This is a genomic window from Dickeya sp. MK7 (genome assembly GCF_000406305.1).
Classification (GTDB): Bacteria; Pseudomonadota; Gammaproteobacteria; order Enterobacterales; family Enterobacteriaceae; genus Dickeya; species Dickeya fangzhongdai.
Window position 1 is genome coordinate 1,956,860 of the sequence record NZ_CM001984.1, and the last position, 13,279, is coordinate 1,970,138.

Consider the following 13,279-nt stretch of genomic DNA (forward strand, 5'->3'; position numbering starts at 1 on the left):
TCTCCGGCCAGTGCAAGTGCGGAGAATCGAAAGTGCGGAGAATCGTAGAGTGGATGGCAAAAGAACGTTAGCGGGCGTGGCATGCGGCATGGGAGCCGGTGCGTTGTGGGGGCTGGTTTTCCTGGCGCCGGAGCTGGTGCGCGCGTTTAGCCCGTTGCAGATCGCCATTGGCCGCTATAGCGCCTATGGCCTGATTTCGCTGATGTTGCTGGCGCCGCGCTGGTCGGCTCTGATGCGGCGGCTGACGCGCCGTGAGTGGTTTGCGCTGGGCTGGTTGTCGCTGGCGGGCAACACCCTGTATTACATTCTTCTATCCAGCGCGGTACAGATGGCGGGCATCGCCATCACCTCGCTGGTGATTGGTTTTATGCCGGTGGCGGTGACCCTCATCGGCAGCCGCGACCGGGGCGCGGTTCCGCTGCGCAGACTGTTGCCGTCGCTGCTGGTGTGCGCGGCCGGCGCCATTTGCATCGGCTGGCAGGCATTGGGCGGGCCGGCGTCCGCAACCACAGGCGAGCAAACCATCGGCCTGTTGTGCGCGCTCGGCGCACTGATATCCTGGAGCAGCTTCGCCGTTGGCAACAGCCGCTGGCTGGCCCGCGCGCCATCTGTCTCGGCCCACGACTGGAACCTGCTGATGGGCCTCGTCACCGGCGCGCAGTCGCTGGTCCTGATTCCTTTAGCCATTATGTTTAACACCTACAGCCACAGCGGCGTCGCATGGGCGCAGTTCGCCGGCGTATCGGTGGGCGTAGCGGTGCTGGCTTCGATTGTCGGCAATCTATTCTGGAACCGGATGAGCCGGTTGCTGCCGCTAACGCTGGTTGGGCAGATGATTCTGTTCGAAACCCTGTTCGCGCTGATTTACGGCTTCCTGTGGGAGCAGCGTCTGCCCACCTGGCTGGAGGCCGCCGCCTTCACGCTGGTGGTTTGCAGCGTGATGTCCTGTGTCGCGGCACACCGGAAACCGGTACATCAGAGCAACGAGACCGGCTTAAACGCGCTGCTCTGACACGAGCCATCATCCTGTTTTAAATAAAAATCTTGAGGTGACCAGTTGAACGCTGCCATTACCATTGAACAATTTCTTGATGTCGACATCCGCGTGGGGACGATTGTCCGTGTCGAGCCGTTTCCACAAGCGCGCAAACCTGCCTGGAAACTGGATATCGATCTTGGCCCGGAAATCGGCTGCAAACGGTCGAGCGCCCAGATAACCGACCTGTATGCGCCCGATGATCTTATCGGCCGACAGGTGGCGTGCGTCGTCAACCTGTCGCCGCGTCGTATCGGGCCTTTTATCTCGGAGGTGCTGACGCTGGGTTTTCCGGATGAAAAAGACCGCGTGGTGCTGATAGGCCCGGAGAGAGCCATTCCTAATGGCGGGCGCTTGTTTTAATCTGTTGCCTGAGGTAGTACTTTTTATTACAGGGCGAGAGGTTTGCAAGTTAATAGGTTTACAGGACGGTAGGCATGAACCAATACGAGGCTTTCGAGGTGCTCCAGCGCCAATACAAAACCCGGTTGCAGGAAACGGTCACGCTTGCCAACGAGGTGCAACTGGCGGTCTGGCAGAACAGCCACGATCGGGTCACGCTGGAAAACACCCATCACCACATCTTCAGCATGTACGTGCAGGACGGCTACGAAAGCTACCACAAGCGTCCGGATGGTTGGTTCAACGGCGGCGCGCCGGGGCGTTTTTGTCTGATGCCGAAAGAGAGCCAGTCCACCTGGGATATTCGCGGCAGCCTGCGTTTCGCCCACTTTTACTGTACCGATCAGCACTTGCGCCAGTTGGCGGAGCAAACCTGGGACCGCAGCCCGGCGTCGATCCGTCTTGATGAGCGCATTTTTATCGCCGACCCGGCGCTGGAGGCGCTATATCGCCATTTTCTGCTGGCCGGCAACTGGCGCGATCCGGCCAGCCAGATGATGCTGAGTTCCGCGTCTACGATGGTGATGTTGCATATGCTGCGTCAGTACAGCCAGTTGCAGTGGCAGGCGCCGAACAGCCGCGGCGGGCTGGCTCCGGCGGTGTTGCGGCGGGTAAAAGCGCGGATTGACGCCGGGCTGGGGGAGGCGCTGACGCTGGCCGAACTGGCGGCGGAAGCCGATCTTAGCGAGTTTCATTTCTCCCGCATGTTCCGCCAGAGCGAAGGCGTGGCGCCGCATCAGTATGTGATGAAGCGGCGGCTGGCGCAGGCGGAGCAGTGGCTGCGCCACAGCAGTCGCTCCATCACCGATATCGCGCTGGCCTGCGGGTTCAGCTCCGCCAGTCATTTCAGCCAGCGTTTTCGCGCCGAATACGGCATCACGCCCTCGGCGCTACGCCAGCAATGTTCAGGCTGAAGGCTGCTGCGCCGCCAGCAGGCACAGCGTCAACGCCACCTGATAGGATTTGACGAACGACGGCACCGGCAGAAACTCAAAGCGTGAATGGAAGTTGTGCGCGCCGGTAAAAAAGTTCGGCGTCAGAATGCCTTTGGCCGACAGCGCCGCGCCGTCGGTGCCGCCGCGCATCGGAATCACCTTCGGTGTAATCGACAGCGTGTTCATGGCGGCGAACAACAAGTCCAGCGCCCGCCGGTCGTCTCCCAGCGCGTTGCTGATGTTGCCGTAGATATCGGCGATGGCGCAACGGACCTGGCCGGTAGGGTAGTGAGCGGCAATCTGCGCTGTGACGTCGCGAATCTGTTGTTTGCGCTGCTCGAATCCTGCCAGATCGAAATCGCGAATCGAGGCTTTCAGCACCGCCTCATTGGCGTTGGCGTGAATATCGTTGAACCAGACGTAGCCTTCGCGGCCTTCGGTGTGCTCAGGCGTGTGCCGGCGGTCAAACCGGCTGATGAAGTCGTGCGCCATCAGAATCGGGTTGACCAGCACGCCTTTGGCCGACATCGGGTGCGCAGTCACGCCGGTAAAGCGGATTTCCGCCGCGGCGGCGTTAAAGTTCTCGTACACCACTTCGCCCAGTTCACAGCAGTCGATGGTGTAGGCGAAATCGACGTCGAAACGCGCCAGATCCAGCGCCTTGGCGCCTCTTAGCCCGATTTCCTCATCCGGCACGAACGCCACCACGATATCGCCGTGCGGCTGATCGTCGCGCAGGTTTTCCAGCAACGTCATCACCACGGTGACGGCGGCTTTGTTGTCCGCGCCCAGCACGCTGGTGCCGTCGCTGAAAATAATCTCCTGATCGCGATAGGGCAGGATTTCCGGATGTTCGCTGACCCGCAGCCAGATGTCCTGCGCCGGATTGAGACACAGGTCTTCGCCGGTAAAGCGCAGGATTTGCGGATGAATGTCCGGCGACAGGCCGACATCCACGGTGTCGATATGGGTGATAAAGCCGATGCGCGGCGCGGACGGCGTGTTGCCCGGTTTCACGGCGGTAACGGTGGCGTGCTCGTCGATTTCCACCTGACTTAGCCCCAGCGCGCGCAGCTCTTCCGCCAGCAGGCGGGCCATCGCCATCTGGCCCGGCGTGCTCGGCAACGTGGCCGCGGCGGCGTCGCTTTGGCTGGTGACCGCCAGATAGCGGTAGAAACGGTCGGTCAACTGACGCGCCTGGTTATGGCTCATAGCGGATCCTTATTGGTAAACCATTCGAAAGATTAGGTATCGTTATTCAACAATAATCAAAGGCTTCGTTGTACTCAGCGAGCCGCCCGGAAGTCAATAAAAAGCGAGGATGGGGATGAAAAACGTAATAACGCGCGTTGCGCTGGCGGCGCTGACGCTGGCGGCTGCTCAGGCGGCGTGCGCCAAAACGCTGGTGTACTGTTCAGAAGGATCGCCGGAAAACTTTAACCCGCAGCTGTATACCTCCGGCACCAGCGTGGATGCCAGCGCGGTGCCGATCTACAACCGGCTGGTGGATTTCAAGGTCGGCACCACCGAACTGGTGCCGAGCCTGGCGGAAAGCTGGGACATCAGTCCGGATGGCACGCAATATACGTTTCATCTGCGCAAGGGGGTGAAGTTTCATCGCAACGCGCAGTTTACCCCGAGTCGTGATTTCAACGCCGATGACGTGATTTTCTCTTTTCAACGCCAGCGCGACCCTAATCACCCGTATCACAAGGTGTCCGGCGGTACCTATGCCAATTTTGAGAGCCTGTCGTTCCGCAGCCTGATTACCGCCATCGATCGGGTGGATGACTACAGGGTGCGCTTTACCCTAAGCCATGCGGAAGCGCCGTTTCTGGCCGATCTGGCCTGGTATTTCGCCTCGATCCTGTCCGCTGAATACGCCGACCAGATGCTGAAGGCCGGGACGCCGGAGAAAGTGGATCTGGAGCCTGTCGGCACCGGCCCGTTCCAGCTGGCGCAGTACCAGAAAGATTCCCGCATCCTGTATCAGGCATTTCCAGACTACTGGCAGGGCAAAGCCAAACTGGACCGGCTGGTGTTCAGCATCACGCCGGACGCCTCGGTGCGTTACGCCAAGCTGCGCAAGAACGAGTGTCAGGTGATGCCGTTTCCCAATCCGGCGGAACTGGCGGACATGAAGAGCAACAAGGACATCACCCTGATGCAGAAAGCCGGGTTGAACATCGGTTTTCTGGCCTTCAACACCCGTAAAGCGCCGCTGGATAACCTCAAGGTGCGCCAGGCGCTGACGATAGCGATCAACAAACCGGCGATTATCGAGGCGGTGTTTCAGGGCACCGGCACCGCCGCCAAAAATCTGCTGCCGCCCGGCGTATGGAGCGCGGCAGCCGACCTGAAGGACTATGAGTACGATCCGGAAAAAGCCAGAGCGCTGCTGAAAGAAGCCGGGCTGGCGGAAGGGACCGCTATCGATCTGTGGGCGATGCCAGTGCAGCGGCCGTATAACCCGAATGCGCGTCGCATGGCGGAGATGATTCAGGCCGACTGGGCGAAGGTGGGGGTGAAAGCGAATATCGTCAGTTACGAGTGGGGCGAATACCTCAAACGGGTGAAGAGCGGCGAGCATCAGGCGGCGCTGATGGGCTGGACCACCGCCACCGGCGATCCGGACAATTTCTTCGGCCCGCTGTTTACCTGTACTTCCGCCAATGGCGGCTCCAATTCGTCCAAATGGTGTTACCCGCCGTTTGATAAGCTGATTACCGACGCTCGCGCCGAGCAGGATCACCAGAAACGCGTGGAATTATATCGACAGGCGCAGTTCGTGATGCATGAGCAGGCGCCGGCGGTGATGATCGCTCATTCGACTATCTTTGAACCGGTGCGCAATGCGGTGACCGGGTATGAAATCGATCCGTTCGGCAAGCACATTTTCTACCAGGTGGATATCCGGCAGTAATCTCACGCCGTAGCGGGAAAGCCGAGACTTTCCCGCTGGTTCTTGCGCTTGTCTCCATTGCGGTGTTTCCTCATCGACAGTTTCTCTCATCGACAGCTTCTCCCGCCGACAGTACCATTGCCTGCCTTTTTTATGATGAGTCGAGTTATGCGTGTTTTGCTGGCCCCGATGGAAGGGGTGTTGGATTCCCTGGTGCGGGAATTGCTCACCGAAGTGAATGATTACGATCTGTGCATCACCGAGTTTTTGCGGGTGGTGGATAGCCGTTTGCCGGTAAAAGCGTTCTATCGCCTGTGCCCGGAATTACGCCACGGCAGCCGTACGCCGTCCGGCACGCGGGTGCGGGTGCAATTGCTTGGCCAGTATCCGCAATGGCTGGCGGAAAATGCTGTCCGGGCGGTGGAACTGGGCTCCTGGGGCGTTGATCTTAACTGCGGCTGTCCGTCGAAAATGGTCAACGGCAGCGGCGGCGGCGCCACGTTGCTTAAAGACCCCGATTTGATCTACCGGGCCGCCAAAGCGATGCGCGAGGCGGTGCCGTCCTCGTTGCCGGTGACGGTGAAAGTGCGGCTGGGCTGGGATTCCGGCGAGCGCCAGTTTGAGATTGCCGATGCGGTGCAGCAGGCGGGGGCCAGCGAGCTGGTGGTGCACGGCCGCACCAAGGAGGACGGCTACCGGGCGGAGCGCATCAACTGGGCGGCGATTGGCGAGATTCGCCGGCGTCTGCGTATTCCGGTGATCGCCAACGGCGAAATCTGGGACTGGCAAAGCGCGCAGGACTGCATGGCCGCCACCGGCTGCGACGCGGTAATGATTGGCCGCGGCGCGCTCAATGTGCCCAACCTGAGCCGGGTGATCAAATACCGCGAGGCGCGCATGCCGTGGCCGGACGTGGTGCAACTGTTGCAGAAATACGTGCGGCTGGAAAAGCAGGGCGACACCGGCCTGTATCACGTGGCGCGCATCAAGCAGTGGCTGGGCTACCTGCGCAAGGAGTACGACGAGGCGAGCGAGCTATTCAGTCGGATTCGCGCGCTGACTACCTCGGCCGATATTGCGCGGGTTATCGACGCCATCGGGTGAGCGGATATCGCGCTGCGAGGTCAGGGTCGTCGTAGTTTGAGTATGCGCATCCGATCGGAAAGACGGCGGGCGCGTTGTCGGCAGACCACTGCGTGGCGGTGACGATTTATTCGTGAAAAGAAAATTTACAACAATGTGTCTGTTTAATCGGCAAAACGCGAGCTGGCGGATTGAATTATTACGCTTTCGTATCTATACATGATTAGCGAAAAAACCGTTTTGTAATAATGACACGATGAAATAGCGGCTATTGGTGTAAAACACCGTGTTCCGTATTGCGGTCAATTCGAGGTAGCGCGAAAATCCAGTAATCGGAATTCAGCATGATGAATTCCGGTAAAACCGGACTGGTTGGCATTGACTGAGTGAGATTTCTTTTGCAAATCAATCATGATGAAAAATGAGGGATTTGTTTTCTGGTAAGGAATAATGGGGCGTCAGTTTAATCCGTTCTCTTTTTTAGCATGGTGCGCGCGCACTGTGCTTGTGTTTATGGTTCTCATTTCAGCAAAACGTGCCGATAAGATTGCCGGCTGGCGCAGCCCGCTTGCCGCTATCCGGGGCGAGTCCCGGTTTGCGTGCAGCGGTAGGCTGCAATGATTCGCTGTGCAGCGACGATAGCCCGAATAAAAAATTAGCATGATAATAATATTGTCTAATGACAAAGGTAACGTTGTCTGGACGCCCGTCCCTGCCCGTATTCATCCCATAATGAGACGCGTCAGAGAGAACCGATAAGCGGAGAAAGAACGTGCACGAGCATTTCAGAGGGAAATATGAAGTTGAATTGAAATTTCGTATTCAGGATATTAGCGCTTTTCGTGAAAATTTATTCAGCCACCATCCTGAGTCGTTTGTCTTCGAAAATAAGGAAAACGATATTTATTATGATTCAGCGGAAAAGAAGCTGGGGAACCAGAATATCAGCATGTTATTGCGCCGCATGGCGCCTTCGGGAATTAAGCTCTGGATTGTAAAAGGGCCGCGTACCGGACGCTGCGAGGCCGTCAACGTCGAGTCGTGCGACATGACGGACAGTATGCTGAGAACGCTGGGGTTCCTGCCGATTTTCGAAGTGAATAAAACCCGCAGCATCTATTTTCTCGACCGGTTCCATATCACGCTGGATTATATCGAGTCGCTGGGGCATTTCGTGGAAATCTCCTGCATGACGGAGGAAGAGGCGGAGCTGGATATTCTGGGCGAGCATTGTCAGGATTGCGCCTTGCGGCTGGGGTTGCAGATGAGCAGCATCGAAACCCGCTCCTATCGGCAGTTGCTGGGGTACTAGGCGCTATAGCGGGGCGTAATTAAGATAGCCATAGCGAAATATAACCGGAACGCCCGGTGCTGCCGGGCGAACTGAGCCGATCGCGGAATCGCGGATTAGCTATCGGACGGGGCGTCGTCGCCGTAATAGAGTTTGCCGATGCGGATAATATCGCGGCCCTGCGCCTTACGGTGTTTGTTGGAATCGCGCAGCGAGTAGATGCAACCGCAGTACTCCTGTTGGTAGAAGTGTTCCCGCTTGCTGATTTCAATCATGCGCGCCGAACCGCCTCCTTTACGCCAGTTATAGTCCCAGTACGTCATGCCGGGATAGCGGCCGGCGGCGGTGATGCCGCACTGATTGATCTGTTGCATGTTCTTCCAGCGGGAAATGCCCAGCGAGCTGGAAATAACCGAAAAGCCGTGTTCATGGGCGTACAGCGCGGTGCGCTCAAAACGCATATCGAAGCACATGGTGCAGCGAACGCCGCGTTCCGGCTCCCATTCCATGCCTTTGGCGCGCTCGAACCAGTTGTCGCTGTCGTAATCCGCGTCGACAAAAGGGACGCCATGCTTTTCGGCAAAACGGATATTTTCTTCCTTGCGGATCAGATATTCGCGCTGCGGGTGAATGTTCGGGTTATAAAAGAAGATGGTGTAATCGATGCCGGAAGCGGTGATGGCTTCCATCACTTCGCCGGAGCAGGGCGCGCAGCAGGAGTGCAGCAACAGTTTGTCGGCCTGATTGGGCAGTGTCAGCACCGGGCGCTGAAGGCCCGTAGTCTGTTCCTTGTCGGACACGGTCTCATCCTTTTTTGGTCGTCGATGGTCTGGATTGTCGTCGAGGCGTCGCCCGGTCTGACCGCCGGGGCGATACGCGCGGCCAGTATCCGTTATCATTAAGCGGATGACAACCGCCGACGGGCAGGCGGCGCGGCTGTCAAACTTTGTCACAAAGCTTTTTCGGCCGGCGGAGTGCACGCTTTCCTGGGGCGCATTATAATGCGTCGTTCTCTTTTTTCAGTTAACAGTACACTGTTTAAGCTATTGAATAATGAATAAAAAATTTCGGCTTTCCGCTGTAAGCCTGCTGTTGCTTTCCGCGCCTGTCTGGTTTGCGCCGCAGGCCGTCGCCAAAACGCCCGCGACACAACATGTCACATCCCGCCAGGAGATTGCTTCCGGCAGCGCGATGGTGGTGGATTTACGTAATAACGAGGTGCTCTATTCCACCAATCCGGATGTGGTGGTGCCGATTGCCTCGGTCACCAAACTGATGACCGCTATGGTGGTGCTGGATGCCAATCAGCCGCTGGACGAGCGCATTTCCGTTGATATCAGCCAGACCAAAGAGATGAAAGGGGTGTATTCCCGCGTGCGTCTGGGCAGTGAAATCAGCCGCCACGACATGCTGTTGCTGGCGTTGATGTCGTCGGAAAACCGCGCGGCGGCCAGTCTGGCGCACCACTATCGCGGCGGCTATCAGGCGTTTATCGCCGCGATGAACGCCAAAGCGAAAGCGCTGGGCATGACGCATACCCGCTATGTGGAACCGACCGGGCTGTCGACCAGCAATGTCTCCACCGCCCGCGACCTGACCAAACTGCTGATCGCCTCCAAACAGTATCCGCTGTTGAGCCAGCTCAGCACCACGCATGAAAAAACAGCGGTCTTTACCCAGCCGTCCTACAGCCTGCCGTTTCGCAACACCAACCATCTGATCTATCGTCAGGACTGGAACATCCAGCTGACCAAGACCGGCTTTACCAATCAGGCCGGTCATTGTCTGGTGATGCGCACGGTGATCAACGGGCGGCCGGTGTCGCTGGTGGTGCTGGATGCATTTGGCAAGTTCACCCACTTCGCCGATGCCAACCGTCTGCGCAACTGGCTGGAAACCGGCAAGGTCAGCCCGGTGCCGGAAGCGGCGCTGAGCTACAAGAAACAGAAGTCGCTGGCGTCACGCCAACCGCACGGCGCCGACGTGACGGCCGCCGTGGACGAATAACCGACAGGATAGGGCGGCGTTACGGCGCCGCCCGCCGGTCCTGCACGATCTGACCCCATTCCGATACTTCTTCTTCATGACTCGCTTCGCGCCAGGTTTCCGCCAGCGCCTGCTGATACCATAACTGCATCGCCGGCTGTGCCAGCAGGTGCTGCGCGTAACGTTCAGCCTCGCCGGTCAGTGTCAGGCCATAGGTCTGCGCCCGGAACACCACCGGAGCGAAAAACGCGTCTACCGCGCTGAACTGCGCGCCCGCCAGAAACGGCCCGCCAAACCGCTGTATGCCTTCCTGCCACAACTGATTTAGTCTGGCGACATCGTTTTGCAACGCCGGGGTGATGGCGTGCAGCTTCACACGTATGCCGCAGCTCATCGAACACTGGTTGCGCAGCGCGCTAAAGCCGGAATGCATTTCCGCCGCGGCGCTTCTCGCCCAGGCGCGGGCGGCGTTATCCTGCGGCCAGACCGACGGGTGGTTTTCCGCCAGATACTCGGTGATAGCCAGCGAATCCCAGACGGTGATATCGCCATCCGTCAGGCAAGGCACTTTGCCGGTCGGCGAGAAGGCTTTGAAAGCCGTCTGAACCGGGCCGGTCGCAAACGGAGTCAGCACCTCTTCAAACGGGATATCCAGCGCTTTCAGCAGGATCCAGGGACGCAACGACCAGGATGAATAGTTTTTGTTGGCGATGTGCAACTGATACATGTTTTCCTCCGTGGAGAGATAAGGCGGTGAACCATATCGTCTAGATTTACCATGAAATCAGCGGCATGGCACCGCCTGATTGGCGGGAAAACCGTCTCAGGCCAGCAGCACCTGTCCGCACGCCGACTGCAACGCCGGGTAATCGGCATTGTGGACGCTGGCGCCGTCGGTAATCAGCATGTCGATGTCGGTGGGGGCGGCATAGAGGATGCGGCTGGTCACGCCTACCTTGCTGTGGTCCGCCAGCATGATGCGCTGTCTGGCGCAGCGCGCCATCGCCCCCGCAATCGCCGCTTCATGATGGGAGAAGCTGCTGGCGCCGGACTGACTGGCGATGCCGACCGGCGACAACAGCGCGATATCGGCGCGGTAGCGCTGGATTTCCGTTACCGTCAGCGCGCCGCTGGTGGCCTGTGCGGACGCGCCCATGTGCCCGCCGAGCAGAATCACGTCGTGCGGCAAGCGCTCGTCAGCGTCGCCGGCGGTGAGTTTCAACGCCACATTCAGGCTGTTGGTGATGATGGTCATGCCCGGAAGAGGGAGCAGCTCGCCGGCCAGCAGGGTGGTGGTGCTGCCGGCGTCGATAAATAGCGTCTGACCGGCCTTTAATTGCTGAACCGCCAGCCGGGCAATCGCCAGCTTTTCCTGTTCCCGCACCGTGTTGCGCACCGACAGCGGCGGTTCCGGTTCGGCGCCGGTCGCGACGATCCCGCCGTGCACCCGGCGCAGCACGCCCTGTGCTTCCAGTTTAAGGACATCACGCCGCACGGTTTCCCGCGACACCCCCAGATGCTGAATGATGTGGTCGGTAGTGACCCGGTTAAGGGACGACAGCAGCAGGCGGATACGGTGCAGGCGGGTTTCTTCAAGCATCAGCGGGCATTCTCTCGGTCAGGTGTCGGTCGCCGCCATTATAACGGCAAGGCGGCGGACGATCAGGTTCGACAGATAATAAGTCGGTTTGTGTAAATCTGTGCTTTTCAGCATAACAGGTGTGCAGATTTTGGCAATTGAGCGTGGGGAAACAGGCGGCACCGAACGATTTTGAGTTATTTGTTTGTTTTTAAATTTATTTTTATTGAGCGATAACGCAGTGGATTGGCGTGTGGTCTACGGTGTCGATGCACTTTTTTGGTGAATTTCACGCCGTAAAATAGTGCGTATTTTTGTATTTGTGTATTTTGTTGCTTTTGGTGTAGGGTATGTTCATCAAGCGGCGCCGGAGAGCCGGCGGCCATTACGCGTTGGGTACATTACTTTCATCTGGAGTCATCATGGCGACACGTTCAACCATCATGGATACCAACAGCTTCCGTGCGGAACATGCGGCGGCACTGACAGACGACATCCGCACGCTGACGGAAAAACGCGGCAGAGTGCTGGGCGATTCTTACCGGCTGTTCTACCGCAACCCGGTGCATCTGGTGCGCGGCGAGAAGCAATATCTGTGGGATGCAGCGGGCAATCAGTATCTGGACGTGTACAACAACGTCGCCAGCATCGGTCATTGCCACCCGGCGGTGATTGAGGCGGTGCACGCGCAGATGTGTCAGCTCAACACCCACACCCGCTACCTGCACGATCGCATTCTTGATTACACCGAGGACCTGCTGACGCTGGTGCCGCAGGCGATCACCAAAGCGATGTACATGTGTACCGGTTCCGAAGCCAACGATTTGGCGATTCGGGTGGCGCGCGCCTACAGCGGCGGCACCGGGATTATCGTCACTCGCGAGGCGTATCACGGCACCAGCGAGCTGACCTCCGGCGCGTCGCCGGCGTTGGGCAGCGGTCAGCCGATTGCCGCGACCACCCGGCTGGTGCCGGCGCCGGACCGTTACCGCGTGGACGCGCCGGATCTGGGCGTCTGGTTCGCCAATGAAATCCAGAAGCAGATCGATGACATGGCCGCTCACGGCATCAAATTCGCCGGTTTCCTCGCCGATTCGATTTTCTCCTCCGATGGCGTGTTGCCGGGGCCGGCCGGTTATTTGCAAGCGGCTATCGATGTGGTGCACGCCAACGGCGGCATCTTCATCGCCGACGAAGTGCAGCCGGGCTTTGCCCGCACCGGCGACGCCTTCTGGGGCTTTGCCCGTCACGACATCGTGCCGGACATCATCACTATGGGTAAACCGATGGGCAATGGTATTCCGGTATCGGCGCTGCTGGCGAAACCCGACGTGCTGGCGGCGTTTAGCGACGAAATTCCCTATTTCAACACCTTCGGCGGCAACCCGGTATCGATGGCGGCGGCGCAGGCGGTGCTGAAGGTGATTCGTGAAGAGAAATTGCAGGAGCACAGCAAGGTGGTAGGCGCACGGCTGCTGAAGGAGCTGGCCGGATTGGCGGATCGCCATGCCAGCGTCGGCGACGTGCGCGGCGCCGGGCTGTTTATCGGTTTCGAACTGGTCAGCGATCGCGACAACAAGACGCCGGATAAAACGCGGGCGCTGAACGTGATCGAACAGCTGCGTGAACAGCGGGTGCTGACATCGGTGGCCGGCCCGCACGGCAACGTGCTGAAACTGCGTCCGACGCTGGCGTTTCAGGAACACGATATCGACTGGCTGGTCGGCGCGCTGGACAAGGCGCTGAGCGCCACCGTTTCCTGAGGCCTTCGCCCCGGCGCTCGGTGCGCTGAAAAATCAAAACCGGCGCTGTGCGCCGGTCAGACTGCTGACAAAGTCCTTAAGTACAGGATGAAGCATTTTTCTGGCGTCAAAAACTGTGCTGAGGTGGGTGACTTCGCCGGGTGAGCGACAGGACGTCGCGAAAGCCCGTGTCGCGTCTGGAACGCGTCACGGGTGGCCCGAACAGCGAAGGCAAACGCCGAAGGAACCGCGTCAGCGGCACAGTTTAGCCCCCAGCCAGTGGTCAAGGGGAGGTGGCGTTTGAACCTCGCCTTGTCGTGCGT

The 13,279-nt window shown here is 58.8% G+C and carries 12 protein-coding genes; 8 read left to right on the forward strand and 4 right to left on the reverse strand.

Annotated elements, in window-relative coordinates; translation table 11 throughout:
* Positions 1 to 49: 49 nt before the first annotated feature.
* The 3 genes from DXXMK7_RS08545 (at position 50) to DXXMK7_RS08555 (ending at position 2,352) form a co-directional block, all read left to right on the forward strand.
* Complete coding sequence (locus DXXMK7_RS08545; protein ID WP_038918721.1) at positions 50 to 1,012, forward strand: DMT family transporter; 963 nt, start codon at positions 50 to 52, stop codon at positions 1,010 to 1,012.
* 45 nt (positions 1,013 to 1,057) lie between these two features.
* Positions 1,058 to 1,399: a tRNA-binding protein gene (locus tag DXXMK7_RS08550; RefSeq protein ID WP_038918722.1), complete on the forward strand. Its 342-nt coding sequence runs from the start codon at positions 1,058 to 1,060 to the stop codon at positions 1,397 to 1,399.
* Positions 1,400 to 1,473: 74 nt separating this feature from the next.
* Positions 1,474 to 2,352, forward strand: coding sequence for a helix-turn-helix domain-containing protein (locus DXXMK7_RS08555; RefSeq protein WP_038918723.1), 879 nt, complete (start codon positions 1,474 to 1,476; stop codon positions 2,350 to 2,352).
* Here DXXMK7_RS08555 and pepT read toward each other — a convergent pair.
* Positions 2,344 to 3,585, reverse strand: coding sequence for a peptidase T (gene pepT, locus DXXMK7_RS08560; protein ID WP_038918724.1), 1,242 nt, complete (start codon positions 3,583 to 3,585; stop codon positions 2,344 to 2,346). The two genes, DXXMK7_RS08555 and pepT, sit on opposite strands and share 9 nt — an antisense overlap.
* A 115-nt stretch (positions 3,586 to 3,700) precedes the next feature.
* Between pepT and DXXMK7_RS08565 the strand changes: the two genes are divergently transcribed.
* From DXXMK7_RS08565 to cyaB, 3 genes are all read left to right on the forward strand, one after another.
* On the forward strand, positions 3,701 to 5,296 hold the full coding sequence (locus DXXMK7_RS08565) for an ABC transporter substrate-binding protein (RefSeq protein ID WP_038918725.1): 1,596 nt from the start codon (positions 3,701 to 3,703) through the stop codon (positions 5,294 to 5,296).
* 147 nt (positions 5,297 to 5,443) lie between these two features.
* Entirely contained in the window at positions 5,444 to 6,379 is a 936-nt protein-coding gene (gene dusC, locus DXXMK7_RS08570; RefSeq protein ID WP_038918726.1) for a tRNA dihydrouridine(16) synthase DusC, read from the forward strand.
* A gap of 751 nt (positions 6,380 to 7,130) precedes the next feature.
* Positions 7,131 to 7,670, forward strand: coding sequence for a class IV adenylate cyclase (gene cyaB, locus DXXMK7_RS08575; protein WP_038918727.1), 540 nt, complete (start codon positions 7,131 to 7,133; stop codon positions 7,668 to 7,670).
* A 95-nt stretch (positions 7,671 to 7,765) separates the two neighbouring features.
* Here cyaB and DXXMK7_RS08580 read toward each other — a convergent pair whose 3' ends face one another.
* Positions 7,766 to 8,449 carry an epoxyqueuosine reductase QueH gene (locus DXXMK7_RS08580; RefSeq protein WP_038918728.1) on the reverse strand — a complete coding sequence of 228 codons (684 nt, stop codon included), beginning with the start codon at positions 8,447 to 8,449 and terminating at the stop codon, positions 7,766 to 7,768.
* Between the two features lie 253 nt (positions 8,450 to 8,702).
* Between DXXMK7_RS08580 and pbpG the strand changes: the two genes are divergently transcribed.
* On the forward strand, positions 8,703 to 9,656 hold the full coding sequence (gene pbpG / locus DXXMK7_RS08585) for a D-alanyl-D-alanine endopeptidase (protein ID WP_038918729.1): 954 nt from the start codon (positions 8,703 to 8,705) through the stop codon (positions 9,654 to 9,656).
* 19 nt (positions 9,657 to 9,675) lie between these two features.
* On the opposite strand, the gene DXXMK7_RS08590 is transcribed toward pbpG, so the two are convergent.
* Together DXXMK7_RS08590 and DXXMK7_RS08595 are read right to left on the reverse strand one after the other, a co-directional pair.
* Entirely contained in the window at positions 9,676 to 10,362 is a 687-nt protein-coding gene (locus tag DXXMK7_RS08590; RefSeq protein ID WP_038918730.1) for a glutathione S-transferase family protein, read from the reverse strand.
* 96 nt (positions 10,363 to 10,458) lie between these two features.
* Positions 10,459 to 11,235 carry a DeoR/GlpR family DNA-binding transcription regulator gene (locus tag DXXMK7_RS08595; protein ID WP_071605195.1) on the reverse strand — a complete coding sequence of 259 codons (777 nt, stop codon included), beginning with the start codon at positions 11,233 to 11,235 and terminating at the stop codon, positions 10,459 to 10,461.
* 401 nt (positions 11,236 to 11,636) lie between these two features.
* Here DXXMK7_RS08595 and DXXMK7_RS08600 point away from each other — a divergent pair, with 401 nt between their 5' ends.
* Positions 11,637 to 12,977: an aspartate aminotransferase family protein gene (locus DXXMK7_RS08600; protein WP_038918731.1), complete on the forward strand. Its 1,341-nt coding sequence runs from the start codon at positions 11,637 to 11,639 to the stop codon at positions 12,975 to 12,977.
* Positions 12,978 to 13,279: the final 302 nt, after the last annotated feature.

What these genes read in the sequence shown, in the direction of transcription:
- dusC (WP_038918726.1), top strand. Translation starts at nt 5,444, where the DNA reads ATGCGTGTTTTGCTGGCCCCGATGGAAGGGGTGTTGGATTCCCTGGTG.
- pbpG (WP_038918729.1), top strand. Translation starts at nt 8,703, where the DNA reads ATGAATAAAAAATTTCGGCTTTCCGCTGTAAGCCTGCTGTTGCTTTCC.
- DXXMK7_RS08565 (WP_038918725.1), top strand. Translation starts at nt 3,701, where the DNA reads ATGAAAAACGTAATAACGCGCGTTGCGCTGGCGGCGCTGACGCTGGCG.
- DXXMK7_RS08590 (WP_038918730.1), bottom strand. Translation starts at nt 10,362, where the DNA reads ATGTATCAGTTGCACATCGCCAACAAAAACTATTCATCCTGGTCGTTG.
- DXXMK7_RS08600 (WP_038918731.1), top strand. Translation starts at nt 11,637, where the DNA reads ATGGCGACACGTTCAACCATCATGGATACCAACAGCTTCCGTGCGGAA.
- DXXMK7_RS08595 (WP_071605195.1), bottom strand. Translation starts at nt 11,235, where the DNA reads ATGCTTGAAGAAACCCGCCTGCACCGTATCCGCCTGCTGCTGTCGTCC.
- DXXMK7_RS08555 (WP_038918723.1), top strand. Translation starts at nt 1,474, where the DNA reads ATGAACCAATACGAGGCTTTCGAGGTGCTCCAGCGCCAATACAAAACC.
- pepT (WP_038918724.1), bottom strand. Translation starts at nt 3,585, where the DNA reads ATGAGCCATAACCAGGCGCGTCAGTTGACCGACCGTTTCTACCGCTAT.